At 42.6% G+C, this 24,787-nt stretch carries 22 protein-coding genes and 1 pseudogene; 3 read left to right on the top strand and 20 right to left on the bottom strand.

The annotated features are described in order from the left end of the window. Positions 1-20: 20 nt before the first annotated feature. From mutS to AC3ZVC_RS20625, 5 genes and pseudogenes are all read right to left on the bottom strand, one after another. Positions 21-2,558, bottom strand: a complete 2,538-nt coding sequence (gene mutS, locus AC3ZVC_RS20605) for a DNA mismatch repair protein MutS (RefSeq protein WP_490065026.1) — start codon at positions 2,556-2,558, stop codon at positions 21-23. A gap of 434 nt (positions 2,559-2,992) precedes the next feature. Further along, a complete protein-coding gene (locus AC3ZVC_RS20610) occupies positions 2,993-3,610 on the bottom strand; it encodes a PH domain-containing protein (RefSeq protein WP_490065027.1) in 618 nt (205 codons plus the stop codon). Between the two features lie 290 nt (positions 3,611-3,900). Continuing rightward, on the bottom strand, positions 3,901-4,290 hold the full coding sequence (locus AC3ZVC_RS20615) for a VOC family protein (protein WP_490068977.1): 390 nt from the start codon (positions 4,288-4,290) through the stop codon (positions 3,901-3,903). Positions 4,291-4,635: 345 nt separating this feature from the next. After that, positions 4,636-4,950: pseudogene (locus tag AC3ZVC_RS20620) on the bottom strand (VOC family protein); the annotation flags it as partial. 403 nt (positions 4,951-5,353) lie between these two features. Next, positions 5,354-5,902 carry an outer spore coat protein CotE gene (locus AC3ZVC_RS20625; protein ID WP_214729114.1) on the bottom strand — a complete coding sequence of 183 codons (549 nt, stop codon included), beginning with the start codon at positions 5,900-5,902 and terminating at the stop codon, positions 5,354-5,356. A 346-nt stretch (positions 5,903-6,248) separates the two neighbouring features. On the opposite strand from AC3ZVC_RS20625, the gene AC3ZVC_RS20630 reads away from it, so the two are divergent. The 3 genes from AC3ZVC_RS20630 (at position 6,249) to AC3ZVC_RS20640 (ending at position 7,411) form a co-directional block, all read left to right on the top strand. Then, positions 6,249-6,623: a hypothetical protein gene (locus AC3ZVC_RS20630; protein WP_490065028.1), complete on the top strand. Its 375-nt coding sequence runs from the start codon at positions 6,249-6,251 to the stop codon at positions 6,621-6,623. Between the two features lie 55 nt (positions 6,624-6,678). Continuing rightward, the gene (locus AC3ZVC_RS20635) at positions 6,679-6,975 is read left to right on the top strand and encodes a hypothetical protein (protein WP_490065029.1); all 297 of its coding nucleotides are present in this window, start codon (positions 6,679-6,681) and stop codon (positions 6,973-6,975) included. 85 nt (positions 6,976-7,060) lie between these two features. Then, the gene (locus AC3ZVC_RS20640) at positions 7,061-7,411 is read left to right on the top strand and encodes a hypothetical protein (protein WP_490065030.1); all 351 of its coding nucleotides are present in this window, start codon (positions 7,061-7,063) and stop codon (positions 7,409-7,411) included. Positions 7,412-7,512: 101 nt separating this feature from the next. Here the strand turns inward: AC3ZVC_RS20640 and AC3ZVC_RS20645 are convergent, their stop codons facing one another. The 15 genes from AC3ZVC_RS20645 to ymfI all read right to left on the bottom strand — a co-directional run bounded on the left by AC3ZVC_RS20645 (position 7,513) and on the right by ymfI (position 24,768). Beyond that, on the bottom strand, positions 7,513-7,938 hold the full coding sequence (locus AC3ZVC_RS20645) for a YlbF/YmcA family competence regulator (protein ID WP_490065031.1): 426 nt from the start codon (positions 7,936-7,938) through the stop codon (positions 7,513-7,515). A gap of 1 nt (position 7,939) precedes the next feature. Further along, positions 7,940-9,487: a tRNA (N6-isopentenyl adenosine(37)-C2)-methylthiotransferase MiaB gene (gene miaB / locus AC3ZVC_RS20650; RefSeq protein ID WP_490065032.1), complete on the bottom strand. Its 1,548-nt coding sequence runs from the start codon at positions 9,485-9,487 to the stop codon at positions 7,940-7,942. A gap of 351 nt (positions 9,488-9,838) precedes the next feature. Next, a complete protein-coding gene (locus tag AC3ZVC_RS20655) occupies positions 9,839-10,705 on the bottom strand; it encodes a 2-oxoacid:ferredoxin oxidoreductase subunit beta (protein WP_214729097.1) in 867 nt (288 codons plus the stop codon). Continuing rightward, positions 10,706-12,442 carry a 2-oxoacid:acceptor oxidoreductase subunit alpha gene (locus AC3ZVC_RS20660; RefSeq protein ID WP_214729099.1) on the bottom strand — a complete coding sequence of 579 codons (1,737 nt, stop codon included), beginning with the start codon at positions 12,440-12,442 and terminating at the stop codon, positions 10,706-10,708. Between the two features lie 300 nt (positions 12,443-12,742). Further along, the gene (locus AC3ZVC_RS20665; protein WP_490065033.1) at positions 12,743-13,666 is read right to left on the bottom strand and encodes a dipeptidase; all 924 of its coding nucleotides are present in this window, start codon (positions 13,664-13,666) and stop codon (positions 12,743-12,745) included. A 159-nt stretch (positions 13,667-13,825) separates the two neighbouring features. After that, positions 13,826-14,086: a stage V sporulation protein SpoVS gene (gene spoVS, locus AC3ZVC_RS20670; RefSeq protein WP_009330666.1), complete on the bottom strand. Its 261-nt coding sequence runs from the start codon at positions 14,084-14,086 to the stop codon at positions 13,826-13,828. 558 nt (positions 14,087-14,644) lie between these two features. Beyond that, the gene (locus AC3ZVC_RS20675; RefSeq protein ID WP_490065034.1) at positions 14,645-15,442 is read right to left on the bottom strand and encodes a TIGR00282 family metallophosphoesterase; all 798 of its coding nucleotides are present in this window, start codon (positions 15,440-15,442) and stop codon (positions 14,645-14,647) included. Positions 15,443-15,594: 152 nt separating this feature from the next. Beyond that, on the bottom strand, positions 15,595-17,160 hold the full coding sequence (gene rny, locus AC3ZVC_RS20680; protein WP_394137118.1) for a ribonuclease Y: 1,566 nt from the start codon (positions 17,158-17,160) through the stop codon (positions 15,595-15,597). A 793-nt stretch (positions 17,161-17,953) separates the two neighbouring features. Beyond that, positions 17,954-18,994 carry a recombinase RecA gene (gene recA / locus AC3ZVC_RS20685; RefSeq protein ID WP_490065035.1) on the bottom strand — a complete coding sequence of 347 codons (1,041 nt, stop codon included), beginning with the start codon at positions 18,992-18,994 and terminating at the stop codon, positions 17,954-17,956. Between the two features lie 470 nt (positions 18,995-19,464). Continuing rightward, positions 19,465-20,715 carry a competence/damage-inducible protein A gene (locus tag AC3ZVC_RS20690; protein WP_490065036.1) on the bottom strand — a complete coding sequence of 417 codons (1,251 nt, stop codon included), beginning with the start codon at positions 20,713-20,715 and terminating at the stop codon, positions 19,465-19,467. Between the two features lie 22 nt (positions 20,716-20,737). Beyond that, positions 20,738-21,316, bottom strand: coding sequence for a CDP-diacylglycerol--glycerol-3-phosphate 3-phosphatidyltransferase (gene pgsA, locus AC3ZVC_RS20695; RefSeq protein ID WP_214728481.1), 579 nt, complete (start codon positions 21,314-21,316; stop codon positions 20,738-20,740). A gap of 89 nt (positions 21,317-21,405) precedes the next feature. Further along, positions 21,406-22,329 (bottom strand): helix-turn-helix domain-containing protein, encoded by a 924-nt coding sequence (locus AC3ZVC_RS20700; RefSeq protein ID WP_490065037.1) that lies wholly within the window; start codon positions 22,327-22,329, stop codon positions 21,406-21,408. A gap of 21 nt (positions 22,330-22,350) precedes the next feature. After that, positions 22,351-23,145: a YmfK family protein gene (locus tag AC3ZVC_RS20705; protein ID WP_214988551.1), complete on the bottom strand. Its 795-nt coding sequence runs from the start codon at positions 23,143-23,145 to the stop codon at positions 22,351-22,353. A gap of 477 nt (positions 23,146-23,622) precedes the next feature. After that, the gene (locus tag AC3ZVC_RS20710; protein WP_214728483.1) at positions 23,623-23,880 is read right to left on the bottom strand and encodes a DUF3243 domain-containing protein; all 258 of its coding nucleotides are present in this window, start codon (positions 23,878-23,880) and stop codon (positions 23,623-23,625) included. Positions 23,881-24,045: 165 nt separating this feature from the next. Then, on the bottom strand, positions 24,046-24,768 hold the full coding sequence (gene ymfI, locus AC3ZVC_RS20715; protein ID WP_490065038.1) for an elongation factor P 5-aminopentanone reductase: 723 nt from the start codon (positions 24,766-24,768) through the stop codon (positions 24,046-24,048). Between the last annotated feature and the right edge of the window lie 19 nt (positions 24,769-24,787).

Below are 24,787 nucleotides of genomic sequence, written 5' to 3' on the forward strand. Positions count from 1 at the left end.
ATCAAGAATATCGAGACCTTTTACTTTATCGATGATCTCTTTTCCCTGGAGCTGACCGGCGACTTTTTCACACCTTCCAGTTCTTCAAAGAATGATAATTGGGCATCAGACTCTTGTACTTTTTCAGCGGCAGGTGCCTTACTAATTTCCTGTTGCGAAGTTCTATTTGCCTCCACATCCTTGGACTCAAGCCCGGTCAGGATTTCATTTGCTCTCACAATTAGCTCTTTCGGCAGCTCGGCAAGCTGAGCAACATGAATACCGTAACTCTTATCCGCTGCTCCTTCCTTAATTTTATGAAGGAACACAACCCGGCCGTTCTGCTCAACAGCACTGACATGGATATTTTTCACTTTTCCCAGCTGTTCTTCAAGTACAGTCAGCTCATGATAGTGAGTGGAAAATAACGTTTTTGCACCAATCCGGTCATGAATATATTCAATAATTGCCTGCGCCAATGCCATGCCGTCATAGGTTGACGTTCCACGGCCGATTTCATCGAATAGAATCAAGCTATTTTGAGTAGCATTTACAATCGCGTTCCTTGCTTCAAGCATCTCGACCATGAAGGTACTTTGGCCAGAAATTAGGTCATCAGCAGCACCGATTCTGGTAAATACCTGGTCAAAGATTGGCAGAACTGCTTCGGAAGCAGGCACATAGCAGCCAATTTGAGCTAAAATAGCTGTCAGCGTAATTTGGCGCATGTACGTACTTTTACCGGACATATTAGGTCCTGTAATCAGCAGCATTTCCCTTTCTGCATCCATATTACAGTCATTGGGCACATATTCCTGTGCGTTCATGACCTTCTCCACCACTGGATGACGGCCGTCTTTAATATAAACCCGCCTTTCGTCTGAAAAAGCTGGTTTTGTGTAATGCCTTTGCTCGCTAACTGCCGCAAAGCATTGCAGAACATCCAATTCACTAACCGTTTTAGCCAGCTTTTGCAATCTAGGAATATATTCTTTTACATATTCACGGACATTGGTAAAAAGCTCATACTCCAGTTCGACACACTTTTCCTGTGCCTGGAGGATTAGCGCTTCTTTTTCCTTCAATTCAGGCGTAATAAATCTTTCCGCATTTGTCAGCGTCTGCTTGCGTTCGTATTGGCCTTCCTGTAAAAGGTGCAAATTGGAGCGCGTTACTTCTATATAATAGCCGAACACACGGTTAAAACCGATCTTTAGCGACTTAATGCCTGTTTTCTCCCGCTCCTGCTTCTCTAGCTGGGCGATCCAGGTTTTCCCATTCCGGCTGGCATCCCGATATTGATCCAATTCTTCATGGTAGCCATCCTGAATGATATTGCCGTCTTTAAGTGAAAGAGGCGGATTCTCCATGATTGCACATTCGAGCGTATCGGCCACCTCTTCACAGGCATCCAGCCGTTCAGCCAGTTTTACTGCCTCATCATTTGGCAGCCCCCTGACCATATCTTTTAAAATCGGAATCTGCTGAAGTGACCGTTTAAGCTGCACCAAATCGCGTGCATTCACATTTCCGAATGCCACCCTCCCGGCAAGGCGCTCAAGATCATAGACTTCCTTCAGCTTTTCCCGGATTTCTTCGCGTTCAAAGTAAGAACCGATTAATGTTTCCACAATGGAATGGCGGCGCTTAATTTCTATTTCGTTAATAAGCGGCCGGTCAATCCACTGCTTCAAAAGCCTTCCGCCCATAGCCGTCTTTGTTTCATCCAAAAGCCATAGCAGTGAGCCTTTCTTCCCTTTGCTGCGAATCGTTTCCGTTAACTCCAGGTTCTTTTTCGAAAAATAGTCGATCTTCATATATTGGCTGATTTGATAGGTAGCTACTTTTTGAAGATGATCGAGGCTTCTTTTTTGAGTCCGATACAGATAGTTTATAAGTCTGGACGATGTAAGCCTAAGCTTGTCCTGGTTTAAATCTGAAAGCAGGTTTTCATAGGAATCGCGAATCTCGCAATCGTCCTCAAATGAAATCGCCATGACCGAACGCTCTTTCATTTTCCGCTGCCATTCTCCGTTAAAATCAGAAGAAATTACGACTTCCTTTGCCCCTGACAAAGACAGCTCATTTAAAACTTCCTCAAACCCTCCGCTTAGCAACGTTACCTTCGTTTCACCTGTAGATAAATCATTTGTGGCAAATCCAAACGTATCATCCTCAAAAGCAGAGATAGAGGCAATATAATTGTTCTCTTTTTCCTGAAGGCCTTTGCCTTCCATCATCGTCCCAGGCGTAATGAGCTGGACAACTTCCCTCCTCACAACGCCTTTTGCCTGTTTAGGATCCTCTGTCTGCTCACAGATGGCGACTTTATAGCCTTTTTCAATCAGTTGTTCGATATAGGCAGGTGCTGAATGATACGGAACTCCGCACATCGGAATTCGCTCCTCCGTACCCCCCTCCCGGCTTGTTAATGTAATTTCCAGTTCCTGCGATGCCTTAAGTGCATCATCAAAGAACATTTCATAAAAATCACCAAGGCGAAAAAATAAAAAGGCATCCTGATATTCTGCCTTTACTCGTAAATATTGCTGTATCATAGGCGTGTATGCTGCTGCCATAATTTCCTCCAACGTCAAATAATCTATTCATTTTCTATCCCAGTTTTCAAAGATACACTCTGAGAACGTCTTTTTCATTATATCATAGATTGTTATAGGACTCAGAAGTGCAAAATTTGGGGCAAAATAAAGTTTCTTGCTTTTCAATAACTTAGTTTAATATGGTGAGTTGATTGGAGCGGAGGGTACTTGATCCTCGAAAATGCATTCGCATTTTCTTCGTGCGGTGGTAATTCGAGGAAGCCTATTCAATGTCCTGCGGGAGGAGAGGGAACGGGAGACCCCGCAGGCGAAGCCGAGGAGGCTCCCGTTCCTCCCCGCGGAAAACAAGTGCCTGTAGCGGAAATCAACGGGCTGAATTCATAAGCAAAAACAACAATCTATGAGTAAAGAGCAAAAAAACAGCTCTCCGATCAGAGAGCTGTCTATCATTCTTAGTTATTAATATATTTTTCAAAAACATAGCCGAAGTCTTTTACATTGTATTTCTTACGGCTATTCATCAGCCAGTTGAAGGCAGTTTCGTTTAATACACGGAAATTGTCCACTACGTTTGAATCCTGATTTGAAGTTGATCGGCCCAATGTGCTGGAAGCCAAGGTTAAACTTTTTTCAGCATACTCCATTGAAACTTCATTTTCACGGCAAATCTCGGAGATGCGAATTAGAGCTTTATATAAATCTTTCAATTCTTCTATATGCTTTTTATGTACGTCGATGGAAAATGCCTGGGACCCAATCACAAATTTGATTTCAATGTCCAAATCGACCGTTCCTGCTGTTTCGAGCATTACGTTGGAAATACTATATTCTCTGTAGCTGTAGCGCTTAAGCGTTCGCTTTTTGCTGACTGCACTTGTTCCATCCAAATGGATAAGGGCTTTGTTTGTAAAGCAATATTCATCCGATTTTGATTTAATTAGGAAGTAAATCTTTTCATTATCTTCATGAAGCACATAATCATCCGCATCGACTTTATCATAATCTGCCGGCTGGATTACACTCCCCACATCGCTAAGCCCTAATACATCGGAGGCAACTCTTTTAAACATAACTCTCAACCTTTCCAAATTCATTTTTCCACTGCCCTATTTTAACATATTTAGGAAAGAGATAGTTTATTTTTTTAAGTGATAGCTGTTTTCGCAAACTTTGTTGCTTTTTAATCAGGTAGTGAAGAGTGGTTGATTACCGCTACAGGATGCTCGCTTTCCGCGGGGCGGGCGGTCCCACTCCTCCAACTGGAATCTCGAGCCTATCGCGCCAATCAACAGGAAGCTAAAATGAAAAGGAGCTTTAACTCAACCAAGTTAAGAAGAAAAACCTTCAAAAAATGATGGCTCTATATCCCCGCCGTATTCATCAAAACAATCCGCCAGCCATCCGGATCCTCAATCGTTACTCCGCCCCTGCCCCAGTATGGGTTTTCGGGTTCTACCTCTCCATAGCCCATGCCGGCAAGTCTGTTAACCATCTCATCCCGTTCAAACCGGTTGGCAATATAAAAGACTAAAAGATGTTCTTTGGTAGGAAGAGGAAGCTCCATTGTTTCTTCCGATTGTGTGAATTCGATATGATATTGACTGTCTGGCAGGCCCAGCATGATTCCATCATACCCTTCATGATGCCTAAATTCTCCGACTCTCTCCAGCCTTAAACCCTTTTCATAAAAGTCAATGAGCTTTTCCAGCTGATTTGTCGGGCGGGCCATGCGAAATTGAACCGCTGGCATACTTCCTGTCCATTCCTTTCTAACGATGATTTCATATGGATATTCTTTGTGCTTTAAAGTTGCATTTCTATCACCTGCAGCAAAAATTTTTATAGGAGAAATAATAGCCGGCCTGTCAGTGGGATACCAATGGCGGCCTTCCTTAACGAGGACAAGAACTCCCTGGGTGTCCCCATAAAAAGCAAACGTCTCACTGGAATCGATTTGTTCATTTAGCAAAATCTTATTTAATTCCTGCTTCATATCTGCAATATTAAGGACAGGCAAGCCTATTTCACCCACATCATGCCAGCCGTGCCCTTCCTTTTCTTCTCCTTCAAGCGGCCGTTCCAGCATTTCAATGATATTTCCATCCGGATCCACAAAATAAGCCTGTTTTCCTTTCCAAAACATGCTATATTCGCCTTTGCCATTTGAAATAAGCACGCTTTCCTGTCCCAATTTTTGATACATATGATCAAAGTAATCAGTATTTGTCTGGAAACACACATGATAAAAAGGAGTTGTTTCATCTTTTTCAAACAGGATTTTCGTTGTGCCAGACATTATAGTAAAATAATGTTCGGTTTCTGCCACTAACTCCATCTCCAAGACTTTTGTATAAAAAACTTTCATACTATCTAAATCATGGCATTTTAAATTCAGCTGATATATCTTCATCTTTCCATCTTCCCTTCATGGATTTATGTCTCCATTTTAATGAAATAACCAGCACATGAATTCAGACTAAAGGCGGAAGAACAGGTAGTCAATTCGCTTGATTAATTCCCGGCTTTAATACAAGTTTCTTTGCTAAAGCAAATTTTAATTTTGTACTGTTGATTGAACTGAAGGGACTAGATCTTCGAAAAATGGATTCGCACTTCCTTAGTGCGGTGTTTACTGGAGCATGCTTGTTCAAGTTTTGGAGGAAAGCTTACCCAAGGGAAACCCTGCAGGAATCGAATGCCGGGCAGCATACGGCCCTAATCGCTGAGTGCCTACAGCGGTAATCTGCATACAAATTTAAAAGAGCCAGTCAAACAAAAAGAAAAACTAGGAAGCAAAACCTCCTAGTTTACATTTACTCTTCTTCAGTTCCAACTAAGAAATCTGGATTTAAATCCTCGAATTCTTCATCATCTACATCAAGGCCCCAAACGTCGTCATCATCGCAGTCACATTTGTCTGGATGAACGGCTACACAAACCTTTGTTTCGCCGATCACTTCGACCATGAACTCTCTTTCAACAGTGACGATAATTTTGTTTCCGTTCGGGGAAATGACAGCTTCACAGCAATTCGGCTGCTGCAGTACGCGAGCGATGACATCCTGGTCATCCAAACAGTCCGGATCACGGTATTTTAACTTAATGACATCTGTATACTCAACACGTTCGGTAACAACTTCAGTTTTTGTATTATTGTTGAAAGAGTACCAAACGTTAATGTCATAACGGCCGCAGATTTCTACTGTTTTTCCAACCTTTTTCGCCTCGTACGTATGGTTTATGATCCAGCAGCCAAGTATGCTTGACGGATGGTGTGATGGGCAAATCGTGTGATTGGACTGTGTAAATTTACGTCCTTTCGCAACGACTGCCTTCGTTATAATCTCTCTGTAGTCTCCCATTGCGAGCGAACCCTCCTCATTCATTTTCAATTCATCCTATGCGGGATATTAGACTAGTGTGCGATAATTTTTGATGAATGTTAGGCAAAAGTATTGGCATGATTTATAGTATGCCGGGGCCGGGCGAATGTTCCGGTTTCAGCATTTTGATTAAGGGGAATTGAATGCTCCAATACTGGATTCCGGCTGCCCCTCAACAAATGGGGCAAATGCCCATTTGTTGAGGGGCAGCTGTTATCCCTATTAGGTATACATATAAAAAATGCACGTTTGTCCTACTGCAAACGCGGATACAGCTTGGCTCATGCATCAATATAATAAACTAACGAGAAGGAGGTGAACAGGAATGGCAGACAAGGAGAACTCCAGTTATAAGGTTTCAATCAATGGTAAAGAGCTGACAGGAGAAGAAGCAAAGGAATATGCTGAAAAAATGATTGCCAAATTAACAGACTCATTGGGCGGTTTTTACTCCAAAGGGCTGGATAAAATCCAATCGGATGAACTAAGAGAAAGTATTAAAGACGCAATGAAACCATTGAAAAACTTGGAAGGGCTCTGCTCGAAAAATTCCTCCGGGATCGGCAATATGATTCCTTCACTAAAAAATCTGCTGCCTGTTGTAGAAACATCAGAGGATTATAAACAGGTTAAATTATCTGTTAATGGAAGAACACTTTTAGATATGGACCTCTCTAATCTAACGAAAAAGGATTCTTAGGCAAGATTTGACGACAAACTATGCCACTTCAACTATTTGGAGGAGGTGAATATCCATGCTATCAGGAAGATGCTATGATGACCAGGAAAATAACAGCGTATTGCCATTTGGCGATAATGTAAATGGTACAGACAGCGGTGACGAAGCTGAAGCTTTTACGTTTGCTGCGCAAGCTAACCTTCCGCAAACAAGCTTTAACGGCCAGCTGCCAATCTCTGTTGGCGGATTTGCCATCAATGCTGCTTTGATCAACATTCCAATTCTATCAGCACAGTATAACATTGCAAATGGCGGCGACTCTACAGCTATTGCTGTTAATGGCACTACTCAGCAGCAAAGCAACAAAGCGTAACATCGCTATGCTGCTGTTATAAAAAGAGATTACATTTATCTATGCAGAGACTAAAAAATTGTCCAAAAAGAAGGGAGGGAGTACCATGCTAAATAACACCACCAAAAAACTGGACTTAAATCCGGAAGTACTCAAGCAGCTGGGTATTCCAGAGGAGCTCATTGAAATGGCTGCCGAAGCTGGAATACCGTCAATCAACAACCACGCTGCAGGCGGTACGGGAGGACGGGCTATTAACCTCACATATGTCGATAACTACTCGACATTACTTCTCGTATACACCTTTCTCCTGAACTTTTTGGACAAAGAATCCGACGATACAGGAACAAAAATGCTAAATCAATCTCTTCTATCAACATTGAATGCTGCCATAATAGAGCAGCAGGAATACCGCAAAGAGTTTTTAAAAGCAGTAGATTTATTGCGAAACCAGTAAATGGCCCACAACCCATGGCCAACTTGATTTTTCCTCCCTTAATATAGAACGTAAAAAAACACCCTGCATCTCATAGGTGCAGGGTGTTTCGTTTTTTTCTATTAGTGGGAGCAGCTGCTGTTTTTAATTTTTGATCCTGTTTCCCCGCTTAACAGATTTCCGCCTGTAGAAGTAATGACTTCGTCTGTTACAGTGTTGGAAATAGCATTTGCAACAATTTGCAGCAATTCATTTACATCAACTTGGGACTGCTTGAACTCCTGGACTACTGGAATTTCATCAAGTTCTTTTTCAAGAGCAGCAATTTTATCTTCAGTTTTCTTTAAAGCCTCTGCTTTACCATAATGCTGAAGATTTACTGCCTGCTTTTGCAAGCCTTTGATTGTAGTAATGGTTGCACTAACCTTTTCATTTCCATTAATCTGTGCTTCTGCACGCTTGAAAAATTCTACTTCTTCAGTTTCAGCGATCATGCGTGCCAAGTCTTGTGCACGTTCTACGATCTCATCTTTTGTATACTTTGCCATATTACTTCACCTCAACCGCGTCTAGTTCTTCAACCATTTCTCCGTTTAGGGACCATGTTTTTGCATCTGTTACTTTTACTTGAACAAGTTTGCCAATGGCTGTTTTTGGTCCTTTAAAGTTAACCAATTTGTTCTTTCTAGTGTAGCCGGCAAGGATTTCCGGATTGTTTTTGCTTTCCCCTTCAACAAGAACTTCGACAACCTCGCCCTGATATTTTTTCATCGCTTCAGCAGAAAGCTCATTAACAAGAGCATTCAAGCGCTGCAGACGCTCTTTTTTCACTTCCATCGGCACATTATCCACCATTTTGGCAGCTGGGGTGCCCTCACGCGGTGAGTAAATGAACGTATAAGCAGACTCGAAGCCTACCTCACGATACAGGGATAGTGTTTCTTCAAACTGCTCTTCTGTTTCATTTGGATACCCGACAATGATATCAGTGGTAAAAGTAGCACCAGGTATAGCTGCTTTAATTTTACGAACAAGCTCTAAATATTGTTCTCTTGTATATTTACGTGCCATGATTTTCAAGACATCTGTTGAACCTGACTGTACAGGTAAATGAATGTGCTCGACAAGATTGCCGCCTTTTGCAAGCACTTCAATCAGATAATCATCAAAGTCACGAGGGTGGCTTGTTGTAAAGCGGATGCGCGGAATATCGATTTTGCGGATTTCATCCATTAAATCGCCAAGACCGTATTTCATATCCTCAAAATCTTTGCCGTATGCGTTTACGTTTTGGCCAAGAAGGGTAATTTCCTGGTAGCCCTGCGCGGCCAATTGGCGCACTTCCTGGATAATATCTTCAGGACGGCGACTTCTTTCTTTACCGCGAGTATAAGGCACGATGCAGTAGGTACAGAATTTATCGCAGCCGTACATAATGTTTACCCATGCTTTAATATTGCCGCGGCGTACTTTCGGAAGGTTCTCAATAACATCTCCCTCTTTTGACCATACTTCAATAACCATCTCTTTGGACATATAGGCTTCTTGAAGAATGTTCGGCAGGCGGTGGATATTGTGCGTTCCGAAAATCATGTCAACCTGATTATAAGTTTTAAGAATTTTGTTCACAACTGATTCTTCCTGGGACATACATCCACAAACACCTATCAGCACATCCGGATTTTCTTTTTTCAAATGCTTGAGATGACCAAGCTCGCCGAATACTTTATTCTCGGCATTTTCACGGATTGCACAAGTGTTAAGCAAGATGACATTGGCATCTTCCACTGTATCTGTTGGTTCATAGCCAAGGCCAAGGAAAATCCCAGCCATAACTTCTGTATCATGTTCATTCATTTGGCAGCCATACGTGCGGATATAAAACTTGCGGCCTTTGCCCATTCCAAGAAATTCTTCCGGAATGTTAAAATCTTTATGGTATTTAACTTCTTCTTTCCCGCGTTTTTTCGCTTCCTTTAAGGAAGGAGGAGTATAAACTGTTTCAAAGTATTTGCTGTAATCCTTCTCGGATTTTTTGTCCGAAGGATTTGCTGTTTGCACTTGCTGGCCTTCTAAGCGTTGTTTTTCGTTCATCATTTATCCCCTTTCTCTTTCTTTGAGTAAGCATCTATCATTTTAACTCCATTTTTAGCCATAATAATAAAATGTGCGACAATGGAATTTATACATATGCACATTATTATAGTATAAGGGTTTAGCTGGGTTAAAACAATAGAAAACCGTATCCTGCCTCTATTCAGGCAGCTACTACATCTATGTACATCCAGGGGCACTTTTAATCCTGCACAAATAATAATAATAGACTTTTTCTTCTGGTTTTGCCGTGACAATTGTCACTTAGCCGCCTCAAGCAACAAACTTTACGAAAACAGCCATAGAAAAAGAGACAAAAAAGAAGCCCGGGTTTCCCCGGACTTCATCTCATTTTTACATAAATTCTGCTGCAAGTTTATCAAAGTGAGCCTGGTCAAGGTTAAGGTCAGCTTTTGATAAAGGAGTTTCAGAGTATCCTGAAAGCATTTCCTGGTAAGATTTGCGCTCAGTATTCTGATAGATTAAGCCTGTTACTAGGCCGTCGTGCTTCATAAGCGTCTGCATCGCCAATTCGCGGTTGGAATTGTCATAGCCTTCAATATCGCTTAATTTAGTAAGGTTCTCTTTGAACCAGTCATAAGTGTTTACTTTGTTATAAGTAACACATGGGCTGAATACGTTGATTAAAGAGAATCCATCATGCTGGATTCCTGCTTCAATTAATGCAGTCAAATCCTTCAAGTCTGTAGAGAAGCTTTGCGCAACGAAAGTCGCACCTGCTGTTAGTGCCATTTCCATTGGAGAAATAGCCTGTTCAATGGAACCTTGAGGTGTTGATTTCGTTTTGAAGCCAGCCGCAGAACGCGGTGAAGTTTGACCTTTTGTTAAACCATAGATTTGGTTATCCATAACGATATAAGTAATATTTACGTTACGGCGGATCGCATGAATCGTATGGCCCATACCGATTGCGAATCCATCACCGTCACCGCCGGAAGCAATAACAGTCAGATCGCGGTTAGCCATTTTAACACCCTGGGCGATTGGCAATGAACGTCCATGGATGCCGTGGAAACCGTATGAATTGATATAGCCGGAAATACGTCCGGAACAACCGATACCTGAAACAACCGCTAAGTTTTCAGGCTCTAAACCAACATTCGCTGCCGCACGCTGAATCGCAGCCTGCACGGAGAAGTCCCCACAGCCTGGGCACCAGTTTGGTTTTACATTATTTCTAAAATCTTTAAATGTGGCCATTTAGAACAACTCCTTGCATTTTGTGTGAATTTCATGTGGCAAGAATGGATTTCCGTCGTACTTTAATAGCTTGTGAACTTTCTCAGCATGTCCGACGTTCATCTTCATGATATTTGCTAATTGTCCTGTAGCATTGTTTTCGACTACAGCAATTTTCTTAGCAGATTTTACAAGCGGCAGTAATTCATCTGCAGGGAAAGGATGAATTAAGCGAACTTGAGCATGGTTAACTTTAACGCCATCATTTTCAAGGCGGCCCATCGCTTCTTCAATAGCACCGCGAGTAGAGTTGAAACCTACGATTAACAAGTCTGCTTCTTCATGAGGAGCATTCTTGTGAACTGGTGTATTGAATTTGATGTTTTCAACCTTACGGAAACGCTTATCCATTTGCGCGTTACGGTTAGCAGCTGATTCTGAAGGTTTTCCAGTCTCATCGTGCTCAACACCGGTAACATGGTGGATACCGTTCTTCATGCCAGGGATTACACGAGGAGAAACTCCATCTTCTGTAACCTCAAAGCGCTTGAAGTAGCCTTTGTTTTCAATTTCAGGAAGCTCTTCTGTTGCAAGCTTTCCACGGCGGATTTCCACTTTGCTGAAATCAAGCGGCTCAACTGTTTGCTTCCCTAGAGAAAGCTGCAGGTCAGAAAGAACAATAACAGGGCACTGATATTCTTCAGCAAGGTTGAATGCTTCAGCAGTATCATAGAATGCTTCCTGCACAGTACTTGGCGCAAGAACGATTTTTGGAATCTCACCGTGAGTACCATAAATCATTGCCATTAAGTCTGACTGTTCCTGTTTAGTAGGAAGTCCTGTTGAAGGGCCTCCACGCTGGGTATCAACAATAACAAGCGGAGTTTCTGTTATACCAGAAAGACCGATTGCTTCCATTTTAAGAGAAAGACCAGGTCCAGCAGATGCTGTAATAGCACGAACTCCCGCATAGTTGGCACCGATTGCCATAGTGGCTGCAGCGATTTCGTCTTCTGTCTGGATAACAGATCCGCCAAGCGCCGGAAGCTTCATAATCAAATATTCCATGATTTCGGATGCTGGTGTAATTGGGTAAGCTGCCATGAAGCGGCAACCGCCTGCAAGCGCACCAAGAGCGATCGCATCATTACCAATCATGAATAGACGCTTCATGCCATCCGCTTTTTCAAGCTCCATTAATTCTACATCATCGCTAAGCTTTTCTTTCATGAAGTCAAAGCCAGCCTGGATTGCTTCCATATTTTTGTCTACAACCTGCTGTCCTTTGCGTCCAAAAATCTCTTGAACAACTTCTTCAAATACTTTAATATCTAAGTTTAGAACTGCACATGTTGCTCCAACGGCAACCATGTTTTTCATTAGTGATGTTCCTAGTTCAGTAGCAATCTCTGTAAATGGAACCGCATACAATGCTGCTTTCGTATCTTCTGGCTGTTTAGGATCAAACTTTGCATCTGCAATCATGATCCCTTTATCATGAAGTTCTTTGTAGTTTAAATCAATTGTTTCCTGGTCAAAAGCTACCAGAATATCTAAATCGTCCGAAATTGAGCGAATTTGTGACGTGCTTACGCGAATCTTATTATTCGTGTGCCCGCCCTTAATGCGTGATGAAAAGTGGCGGTAACCGTACAGGTAGTAGCCTAAACGATTTAATGCAATGGAAAAAATTTCTCCGGTACTCTCAATACCTTCCCCTTGCTGTCCTCCAACTTTCCATGAAAGTTGATTGATCATGTCTTACACCCCTTTAGTTACGTTAAGAAATTATGTAAAAACGTTTCATTAATATAAGTGTAGTACTTGTCCAGTCCTCCTGATGGTTTAGCCCTTATGTTATGGCTATTTTTTGGAAGATGAATGGGTACTAAACGCTTTCAATTCTAGACCTATGTGTCTAAAAAAGCAACCCTTTCTGAATATTTATTGGCTAAAAGATGAATATTTTTTTATTTTTTGAAAAATGATAAATAGATTGATTTTTTTCAGGGTGAACTTGCACCGGCAAACCCTTGTGATACTGGTTTTGTAACATTATCACCTTGGAAACCGGTTATAAAAATTCCGAAATAAAAACTTTTCAGCCTGTATATCAGTATAGTATTTTGTGAGTTCGTTCATCAGGTAATCGTATTTTCTTGCATTCTCTATGCCTAACACTCTCCCATCTGTACCATCAAAATCAGAACCGAAGCCGACATGATCCTCTCCCCCAAGTGAACATACATGTTCAAGGTGCCTTAATATATCTGTAATGGTTGCAGTCTGTTTGCCCGAAAGAAATTCGGTTACAAATGTGATCCCCATAACACTATCTCTTTCGATCAGCGCTTCTATTTGCTCATTAGATAAATTTCGGGGGTGCGGACAAAGCGAATAGCAATTCGAATGGGAGGCAAATGGATGGTCACCCCACTCCATCACATCCCAGAACCCTCGCTCTGATAGATGGGATACGTCACACCATGCTTCAGCAGCATTTAATACAGAAACCACTTGCTTACCAAAAGACGACAATCCGGCTCCCCTTTCTTCCAGGACGCCGTCCGCTGCACAATTTCCGTAGTTCCAAGTCAAGCCCACAGATGATACACCAAGCCTGAGTAGAGTTTTTAATTTAAGAAGGTCACACCCGATTGCGTCACAGCCCTCCAATGTAAGCACAGCTCCTATCTCATCACTCTTCAGCCGGTCGATATCCCGGCGGCTGGAAATAAGCTTTACCTGCGGATAAGCTTTAAGTACTTTTTCATAAAATAGATCGACCATATACAAAGCAGCATTGAATTTCATTTCAGGATGGACAGACTCCGGTACATATATGGCAAAGCATTGGACCTTTAGCTGTGAACCCTGCAGCCCTTCAAGATTTACCTGCAGCTTGCCTGAATCCTTAAAATCTATCTCCCGATCCATAAACATTTTATAAAGGACATCGCAATGCGCATCAAAAATTTTCATTCGCTGTTCTCCTCTCCTTTTTTCTCGATAGGCTTATCTTATTAAAAAAAGAACCTGTTTGCCTATGCTGCAAACAGGTTTTATTGTATTTGCCTGAATTTATAAAATGTGATCTTATGCATATGACAATGGATGACTCCTAATTCTGCAGCCCTTTGGCTACCGTGGTTCCACAATCAATTTGATTGCTGTCCGCTCTTCACCGTCAATCAGAATATCCGTGAATGCCGGGATACAAATTAAATCCACTCCGCTAGGCGCTACGAATCCTCTTGCGATCGCTACTGCCTTAACAGCCTGGTTCAATGCACCCGCACCAATTGCCTGGATTTCTGCATTTCCTCTTTCGCGAAGAACCCCAGCAAGCGCACCAGCTACAGAATTAGGATTAGATTTTGCTGAAACTTTTAATATTTCCATTCCTAGCTCCTCCTCGTTTTACCCCTCCTGCATGCCCTGCTCAAAGCGCTGGCTGCCCTTCTCTCAGGCTTAAAGCCTTACAGTAAGGGCTTACCCTTTCATCTTTATTTCCGGGCTTACACACGACTGCTTTGATGGAATTTAGCATCAGGTATATATATCATTCCATTGCTACTATATTCAATATTGAAAACACATATTCCGGCTTGGACAAAAAAAGCAAATATTCCGGCTTAATTTATTTATATCGGGACAGGATGTCAGCTGCGATTTTTCGGAATTAAGTGCCGTTGTTCAATTTTAAATAAAATGAGTTATTTCCTGCTGGAACATGCCAGATAACCTTATTGCCCGTTAATCTGGCAGCTGATATAGCATCATTATTAGAAGACAATTAAAAATACTTTTTTAGCTGTTTTTAAGTATTTCTCCCTTCTAGGGGATCTCTCAACCTTTTTTTCTCTGCCTTCCACATTCGCATCACCAAAATAAAAATGCATCCGGAGGATTTCCGGATGCAATCATTTTTTAAGAATATATGCTGTATCTTAACAAAGTCTATGAATAAAAGGGATGATCATCATTAATTAAAATCCGGTCAATCTTCTTGGCCAGCCCTGTTTTTGGATTCAGTTCAATGATGGCAGCGCTTAGTTGTGTCCTGCCTTCCTTCGGAACCTCAAAGCGGACCGGCAGTCCAGTTAGAAATCTTTTGATCACAGCCTCTTTTTCAACACCCAGAATGCCATCATAAGGCCCTGTCATGCCTACATCAGACATAAAGGCTGTCCCGCCAGGCAAAATGCGGTTATCTGCTGTCTGTACATGAGTGTGCGTTCCAATCACGGCAGACACTTTTCCGTCCAGGTACCAGCCCATTGCCTGCTTTTCGCTGGTTGCTTCCGCATGGAAATCAACAAATATATATGGAGTTCTTTCCCGGGCTTCTTTAATTAATTCATCTGCTTTCTGGAATGGGCAATCACTTGTATTCATAAAGGTTCTGCCCTGCAAACTGATGACTGCCACTTCTTCTGCATTATATTTTAAGAATACCATGCCCTTACCCGGATTATTAGAAGGAAAATTGGCTGGTCGCACCATATACTTGGCGCGGTCAATAAATTCGAATATCTCCCTGTTATCCCAAGTGTGATTTCCGAGAGTGACAGCTTGTGCACCTGCCTCCAAAAAGCCACGATAAATTTTTTCGGTGATCCCTTTTCCGCCTGCCGCGTTTTCCCCGTTAATAATGGTGATTTGCGGACGGTATTTCTCTTTAAGTTTAGGGACATATTCACCTATCATATCGCGTCCCTGGGAGCCTACTACATCTCCGACAAACAAAATATTCATATCAATTCCCTCTCTGATTATAAAAATGTATGTATGAAAAGCCTGTCTTCTGCATGCTTTTTTATTCGCTTCTTATAAGTGTAACACAGATTACTCCTGCATTATGCACCACAGTCCCATAAAAAGAAATAAAGCGATGCATGTGCATCGCTTTATTTGGCATATTCAACGGCCCTTGTTTCACGGATAACCGTGACTTTGATATGACCTGGATAATCAAGCTCTTCTTCAATCTTTTTACGGATATCCCTGGCCAAACGATGTGCTTCAAGGTCATCAATTTGTTCAGGCTTAACCATAATTCGAATTTCGCGTCCAGCTTGGATGGCAAATGATTTTTCAACGCCCTCGTAGGATTCGGAAATCTCTTCAAGCTTTTCAAGACGGCGAATATAGTTTTCAAGTGTTTCTCTTCTTGCTCCTGGTCTTGCTGCTGATAATGCATCAGCTGCAGCGACAAGTACGGCTATGATCGATGTTGGCTCTGTGTCGCCATGGTGGGAAGCGATACTGTTGATCACAACAGGATGCTCTTTATACTTGGTAGCAAGTTCCACACCGATTTCAACATGGCTTCCTTCCACTTCATGGTCAATCGCTTTACCGATATCATGAAGCAAGCCTGCACGGCGAGCCAATGTTTCGTCTTGTCCCAATTCCGCAGCCAGTAAACCTGAAAGCTGAGCCACTTCCATTGAATGCTTTAAAACATTCTGGCCATAGCTTGTACGGAATTTCAAACGGCCAAGGATTTTGATCAAATCTGGATGGAGTCCGTGAACGCCAACCTCGAATGTTGTTTGTTCACCAATTTCACGGATGTGTTCATCCACTTCACGGCGGGCTTTATCAACCATTTCCTCAATGCGTGCCGGATGGATGCGTCCGTCCTGAACCAGTTTGTCTAAAGCTAAGCGTGCTGTCTCACGTCGAATCGGATCAAAACCGGATAAAATAACTGCTTCCGGTGTATCATCGATAATGAGATCAATACCAGTCAGAGTTTCAAGAGTTCGGATATTACGGCCCTCACGGCCAATAATGCGTCCTTTCATCTCATCATTTGGCAGGTTGACAACTGAAACTGTTGTTTCTGCAACATGGTCAGCTGCACATCTTTGGATAGCCAGTGACAAGATTTCTTTCGCTTTCTTATCTGCGTCCTCTTTCGCTCTAATCTCGCTCTCTTTTACCATAATGGCGACATCGTGAGCCACTTCCTGCTCCGTGCGCTCTAAAATGATGGACTTTGCCTCTTCACGAGTTAAGCCAGAGATGCGTTCCAGCTCAGCTTGTTGTTCTTTAACCATCTCGTCCACTTTGCTTTCCATCTCTTCAATATGCTGTTGTCTTTTGCTAAGAGAATCGTCCCTCTTTTCTAAAAGTGCTTCACGTTTATCTAACGTTTCATCTTTGCGATCAAGGTTCTCTTCTTTTTGCATTAAACGATTTTCTTGTTTTTGCAGTTCATTTCTTCGATCACGAATTTCACTTTCCGCATCTGTGCGAAGCTTGTGAATTTCATCCTTCGCTTCAAGCAGAGCTTCTTTCTTAGTAGCCTCTGCCTCCCGCTTTGCGTCTTCTAAAATCTGCTCAGCAGCATCTTTAGCTCCTGCGATTTTAGCTTCAGCAATGGATTTGCGAACAAAATAGCCAACAAAAGCACCGACGATTAGGCCAAGCAAAATGGAGATGATTGCTGTTAAAAGATCCATCATTTCACCTCCTCTTGCTATGAACTTGTTTGTGTTACGTTTTTTAAAGTGTCGGCATGTACATTGTCCAATTCAATATACAGCACTAAGGCTTTTAAACGTTTCAATCTTAAAAAAACACTGGGCTTCCCTATCGGCGGCAAGCATAAATTTGCCACTCCCATGAACGCATGGCGTTCAAGAGCGATTAGCTTATGAGCTTAAGCCGATGGAGCCTGGAGCCAGACATAAGCCTAACTCAAAAAAATAATTCCTTACATATAAAATGTAAAATATACATGTTTAATTGTAAAGCTGTGGAATTTTATTGTCAAGGGGTTGTCCCAAGGGCTTTTCTTAATATTTTGACTGGTTTGAACTCTTCATCTTTGCAGGAATCGTGTTTATAAAAAATGCGCTGATGAACTTGCGTGCTGATTTCCGCACAAGATGCTCAGCGAAGCGCCGGCAGACCTGGAACCTCCTCGGTGCAAATCGCGGCCTGCGGGGTCTCCCCTTGACTCGCTCCTCCCGCTGGTATCCCGTGCTTACCGCTCCAATCAGCAGAGTGCAAAAGCAGCAAGGAGCCCTAACAAATTGATAAAAAAAGCAAAGCCGTCCTTCGGTTGGCTTTGCTTTCATACTTCTTATAATTATCTAATATAACGATGTAGATAACTTTGCGGAAGAGTTTTCAGCATCCAGCTTCAGCGCCTAGCCCAGGGGGCATAAGCCAAATCACTTCAGAATTCCCTACGTAAATCCGACTTAAGCCAGGCAGGCTGATCAAGGCACGTCAGCTTTTGGTTTGCTGTAATTAATCGATAAGCTCCAACTCTTCTTGTCCTTCGTCGCCGCTGATCACTTTTTCCTCATCAAGGCCATAATGCTCACGGATTTGCTTCTGAATAGTCAGGCGGATATCCGGATTTTCCTTCAGGAATACCTTGGCATTTTCACGACCCTGGCCCAAACGCTCTTCATTGAACGAATACCAAGAACCGCTCTTTTGGACAATATCCAGTTCGGAACCGAGGTCAATGATCTCGCCCTCCTTGGAAATTCCTTCTCCATACATAATATCCACTTCAGCTACACGAAATGGAGGAGCCACCTTGTTTTTGACAACTTTAATCTTCGTCTTATTTCCTACCATTTCATTGCCTTGCTTTAATGCTTCAGCCCGGCGCACTTCAAGGCGGATAGTAGAATAGAATTTCAATGCACGTCCGCCAGGAGTCGTTTCAGGGTTTCCGAACATAACTCCTACTTTTTCACGGATCTGGTTAATGAAAATCGCAATTGTTTTAGACTTGTTGATAGCACCTGATAGTTTGCGAAGCGCCTGGGACATTAAACGAGCCTGCAAACCTACATGGGAATCGCCCATTTCACCTTCAATTTCAGCCTTAGGCACAAGGGCTGCAACAGAGTCAATTACAAGAATATCGACAGCACCGCTTCGTACAAGAGCTTCTGCAATTTCAAGGGCCTGCTCTCCTGTATCCGGCTGGGAAAGAAGAAGCTCATCGATATTTACACCAAGCTTTTGTGCATAAACAGGGTCCAAAGCATGCTCTGCATCGATGAACGCTGCTTGTCCGCCGCCAGCCTGAACCTCTGCAATAGCATGAAGGGCTACAGTTGTTTTACCTGAACTTTCAGGTCCATAGATTTCAATAATACGGCCTCTTGGATAGCCGCCTACCCCAAGAGCTGTATCAAGTGCAAGAGACCCGCTTGGAATAGTAGAAACCTTGCGATCAGTTTGTTCTCCGAGCTTCATAATAGAACCTTTACCAAATTGCTTTTCTATTTGTTTTAACGCCATTTCAAGGGCTGCTTGACGATCACTCACTTATAGTTCCTCCTTTTATATGGACGAATCTATCTTTTCCTTAGATTCGTTTGTCTCATCTCAAAACCTATCTCTACTATAAACCTTTTCAAACCATTTGTCGAGCAAAAAGTCGAACATCCATTCGATTTTTTTAAGGCGCCTTTCCCTTCTGAAAATAGCGAAATCTTTTAGAGAAAATAGAATTTTGGAATGCAAAGCAAAGCCGAATATAGCATTTTCTGAAGAAATCTGTCTATTTTTTAGCTTTGTTAAATCGCCTGCTAATTTCCGCTTCAGGCTCTCAGGAAACCTCTTCCGGCCGGAATGGGCCTGGCTGGGCTTCCCTTTGACTCGCTTCTCCCGCAGGACATTGAATAAACAACGCACGAAGAAATCCGAATGCATTTTCGAGGATGTCACACCTTCCGTTCCAACCAGCAACGGACCAAAATAAACCGAGCTTTTCATAAAAAAATCAGAACGCCTTCTCAGGCACTCTGATCTTCGTTTAAAGCTTTTATAAGAAAATGGCAGCCATATTTTACGGTACGGACTCTGTTAGCCGCTCTTGAACCGCCAAAGTTCAGCTTTTCCGTCTGGACAGGCTTGCCTTTTATCCAAATTCCAACATAAACGGTCCCGACAGGTTTTCCTTCCAGTTCATCCGGTCCCGCTACACCAGTAAAACTGATGCCGATATCAGCATTTGTCATGCTGGCAACATTTTCAGCAAGTTCTGCTGCGCATTGGGCGCTGACAACTCCATCCTTTTCAATGGTTTCTTTGCGAACTTTCAAAACCTCTGCCTTCACTTCGTTTGTATAGCAGACAACTCCGCCCTTCAGAAGGCCGCCGGCACCCGGAATCGAGGTAAACTCCTGCTGGAACATCCCCCCTGTTAAACTTTCCGCCGCCGAAATAGTCATTTTCTTTTCTTTAATCAATTTGGAAAGTTCATGCATTAAAGAAGTGTCATCATAACCGTAGAAAAATTCGCCGACGCGTTCCATGATTTTGGCTTCAGCCTCATCTATCAGCATCATGGCTGTATCTGCCTGGCTGTGTTTTGCCGTTAACCTCAGCGTAACTTCCCCATCAGATGCGAGCGGTGCAATGGTAGGATTGCTTTGGGCATCAATGATATCCTCAATCTCTGTTTCCAGCATCGCTTCTCCAATGCCAAAAAATCTCAGTACACGAGAGATAATTACATCATCCGTTTCGAGCTTGGATTGAAGGGCAGGATAAGCATATTTCAGGAACATAGGCTCCATTTCTTTTGGAGGCCCTGGCAGAAGCATATACACATGCTTGCCCGAATCTGAGATCATTCCCGGTGCCATTCCATGTTCATTTAGAAGAACCTGGGCATCTTCAAGAACAAGCGCCTGTTTTTTATTGTTTTCAGTCATTTCCCGGTTCGTACGTTCAAAATAAAGCTGTATGGACTCAAGGGCCTGCTCGTCCATAACGAGTTCTTTGCCAAGGTGGCGGGCAATCGTTTCCTTTGTTAAATCATCCTTAGTCGGACCAAGTCCGCCTGTGAAAATGACCAGATTTGAACGTTCCTCAGCGATTTTAATCACTGACTTAAGGCGCTCAGGATTATCTCCAACTACCGTATGATAAAAAACATTTATGCCCAAATCAGCAAGCTGCCGGGAAAGAAAGCGGGCATTTGTATTTACAATTTGCCCGAGCAAAAGCTCAGACCCGACAGCGATAATTTCTGCGTTCATTCAAAAGCCCCCTTCAGGCTATTTATTTTGAATTAATAAAGGCCTGTTTATTTTTTGCGAAATAGTCCCATCCGGACCAGATTGTAAAGAACATAGCTACCCAAAGCGCAATATCATCAAACGGAATCGAAACCATTTCAAAGATTATATTATGTAAAAGCAATGCAGAAATGGCCACGATCTGAGCCCATGTTTTAATTTTACCCAGCTGGTTTGCAGCAACTACTTCTCCTTCCCCCGCCAGTACAAGCCTTAAACCTGTCACGGCAAATTCCCTGCTTATAATGATGATGACAATCCATGAGGGAGCAAGTCCTAGTTCAACCAGTACAATCAAGGCTGCAGAAACAAGGAGTTTATCTGCAAGCGGGTCGAGGAATTTTCCCAAGTTGGTAACAAGATTGTATTTCCGGGCATAATAGCCGTCAACCCAGTCGGTAACGGAAGCTACAATAAAGATAAGCGCACCGATAAGATGGGTAACAGGCATTTCAGCTCCAAGCAGTACTACTTCTCCCCATGAAAAAGGTACAAGCATCACTAGTAAAAAAATCGGTATCAGCATGATACGTGAAACAGTAATTTTATTTGGCAGATTCATGATTTACCTCCGTGTAAATAAGCCTCTCATAAGGCCTTTTAAGGTTAATTTTTACATTAAAAGCGAAAATAGTCATCTAATTAAGATGACTATTCGGTCTTCGGCGCATACCGGATGGTTATATCCTGCCGGACTGATTGAGAAGGCGGCACCTGATACTCAATTTTTTCTCCGTTTACGTAGAGTTCTGTTTGTGTAGAATTTCCCACTACAATGGAGGCTTCAGTCTCTTTTGAAAAATCGACTTTCTCGCTTTTTTTGCCGGCTGTAGTCAGCATTCCCTGGAAGAAGGAATATCCTTTGCCGTTCTGGATATTTACCCAGGTCTCTCCGGTAGAAACGACTTCTAATTCAAACTTTTCCGCATTTTTCAATTCGTAAACCGTATTTTTGCCGCTTGATTGCACCACTGCAATTTCCTGCTTCGCTTCTTCTGCTTTTTTTTCCTCTGCATTTTTATCAGCAGCTCCATTTTCACCAGAAGACTCATCCTGACCGCCAGCTGAGTCATCCTTGCCATCTTCCTCAGCATCTTTTCCTTCAGATAGACCTTCAGACTCTTCAATGACCGTTTGCCCCTCTGTAAGGTCCGCAGGCTTCTCAGCATCCTCAGTTTGATCCTTGGCTCCAAGGAAATTATAAAGGACTGCAATGAGGCCAATAATAAAGACACCAATAAGAATCTTTGGCAGGATATCAAAGACCTTTGAGGTCCTGCCTGAAAGGTCTTTCCTTGATTGGACACGTGAAAGCTTTTCGGGTATATCATCGTTCACGGTTGCTGGAATATCATTTTTATATTGCTCAAAAATCTCTTCAGGTTCAACCCCTACTGCCTCGGCATATTGCTTGATAAATGCCCTGATATAAAACTTGCCGGGCATCATGCTATAGTCTCCCTCTTCGATTCCAATTAAATAGCGTTTTTGTATTTTAGTGACCTTTTGAAGGTCATCCAGGCTCATGTCTTTTGCCAGACGTGCTTCCTTTAAACGATTACCTAATTCTGTCAATTTGCAACACCTTCCAACTTACTAAAAATCAAAGCCTCCAAAATCAGATTCAGAGAACATGTTGTTTTTCTCCACTATGTCATACTTAATCTCTTCATCAGGATCGTGGCGGAGCTCAATTATATAATCGAAATCATTAAGGGAGTATTCAGTGTTTTGTACGAATATATCCGGATGCTCTACTACCTTTACTGCAGGAAGGCGCATAATTTCACGTACAAGCTGCCAGTGCCGTTCGTTGGCGCGTCTGGTTGAGACAATTCCGTCTATTATGAACAAATTGTTTTCATTATATTCATCCTCAATCAGCTGGTTGCGGATCGTTTGCTTCAAAAGAGTGGATGAAACAAATAGCCAGCGCTTGTTCGCACAAACACTTGAGGCAACAATCGATTCTGTTTTGCCAACCCTTGGCATTCCCCTGATGCCAATTAGTTTGTGCCCTTCCTGTTTAAATAATTCCGCCATGAAGTCTACCAAAAGGCCAAGCTCGTCCCTGACAAATCTGAACGTTTTTTTATCATCGGCATCTCTCTGTATATACCTTCCGTGGCGTACAGCAAGACGGTCTCTCAGCTTTGGTTCGCGAAGCTTGATCACCTTAATTGTATCCATTGTATTGAGAATCGACTTTAGCCGCTCAATTTGTTCATGGTCCTTCGCCAGGATAAGCAATCCCCTGCGCCCTTCGTCTACACCATTTATGGTTACGATATTGATCGAAAGCATTCCCAGCAGGGAAGAAATATCACCAAGCAAACCGGGACGATTCTTTTGAATTTCATATTCCAAATACCATTCTGTTTTTTCTTCCACCAGAAAAACCTCCTCCGGCATAATTGCGCCTTATGCGCCTTTTTTATATGTAGGGCTATCAGAATTCTGCCTGTTAATTCATATCAAACTGATAAGTAGGCTCGCTGATTTTCGCGGGAGGTCCTGTAGCCTCCTCGCTGCTGACGGGCCTATAGGGCCCTTCCTTTGACTTGCTTGTCCCGCAGGATTTGTATAGGCATCCTCAAATGAACATCGCCCGAAGAAATGCGAATGCATCTTCAAGGATCTCTTGCCAACAGCTTCAATTAACGACCAGATATCAATCATTCTCTTTAATAAAAAACTATAATGTAAAATTTTATGAAGCCTATCCTAAATTTTCATCTAGGTTCTATAATATATGATTTTTTATCAAGATGAAAGAAAAAACCCGTATAGTTGAAAGGAAATCTTTTATGGGGTAAAAAACGAAAAAGAGAGGTTGCCCTCTCTTTTTGTTCAGTGCTATTTAAATTCTTAGTGGGTGCCGTCGTTTTGGACAAGCTTTACCATCATATTGGCAATGGCATGCTGCTCTTCAGGAGTAGCAACAGACCAAAGATCAGCAAGGATTTTCTCCTGGTCATTCTTCGGCTCCACTTGTTTGGCTAAATAATCGCCAATTTGGTAAGCAAGATCATTAACGGTATTTTTGTTCATTCCCTGTGCCTCTCCCTGATGCAGACGATCTCCAAGGAAGTCTTTCCACTGCTGCCAGTTATCTAGTACAGACATAATTATTGCCTCCTTTAAATGTTGTACAATTATATTGTGCTTAGGAGCCAAATAAAATATGCATGAACAAGTAACCATCAGCCAAAAAAATGTGTCACTTCTTTGAACAAAAGTACCAGGTACCTATACCAGTTAGCCAAAGTGGTATAGGTACCTGGTACTTTTTTACGTATACCATCCCCCATTGACAGCGAGAACCTGGCCAGTGATGTAGGAGGCTTTGGCTGATAAGAGGAAGGCAATTGAGTTGGCGACATCCTCCGGAAGGGCCAGCCTGCCCATGGGAATATCGCTTTTCACTGCCTCAAGTTCTTCTTCGGTGAAGTCATTGAGCATAGCAGTCTGGACGGCACCTGGGGCAACGGCATTGACTCTGACGCCATTCAGTGCCACTTCCTTGCTCAAAGCTTTAACGAAAGCAATTTGAGCCCCCTTCGCCGCTGAATAGGCTACTTCACATGCTGCACCGGTTTGTCCCCATATGGATGAAACCACCACAATATTTCCACTTTTTTTCGCAAGCAGTTTTGGCAGCAGTTCTTTTGTAAGCAGGAGCGGTGATGTAACATGCAAATTCATCAGATTTTCTGTTTCAGTTTCGGTGAGCTCAGTCAGCAGGCCATACTGGGAAGACCCGCTGTTATGTACAATGGCATCTAGTGAGAAGATGCTTTGAGCAACCTTTTTATAACTAGCTTTGACCGATAAATCTGCCTGTATTGGCATATATTCGCCGCCATATGGCTGCAATCGGTCCATCAGCATATTGATCGCCCGCTGGTTTTGATTGTAATGAAGATACAGCGAATAGCCTTCTTCAGCAAGCTTCAGGCTAATTGCTTGGCCGATTCCTCCGCTTGCTCCCGTAATTAATGCAAATTTACTCATTTTACACCACTCCATCATG

The sequence above is a fragment of the Cytobacillus sp. C11.1 genome (assembly GCF_058145115.1).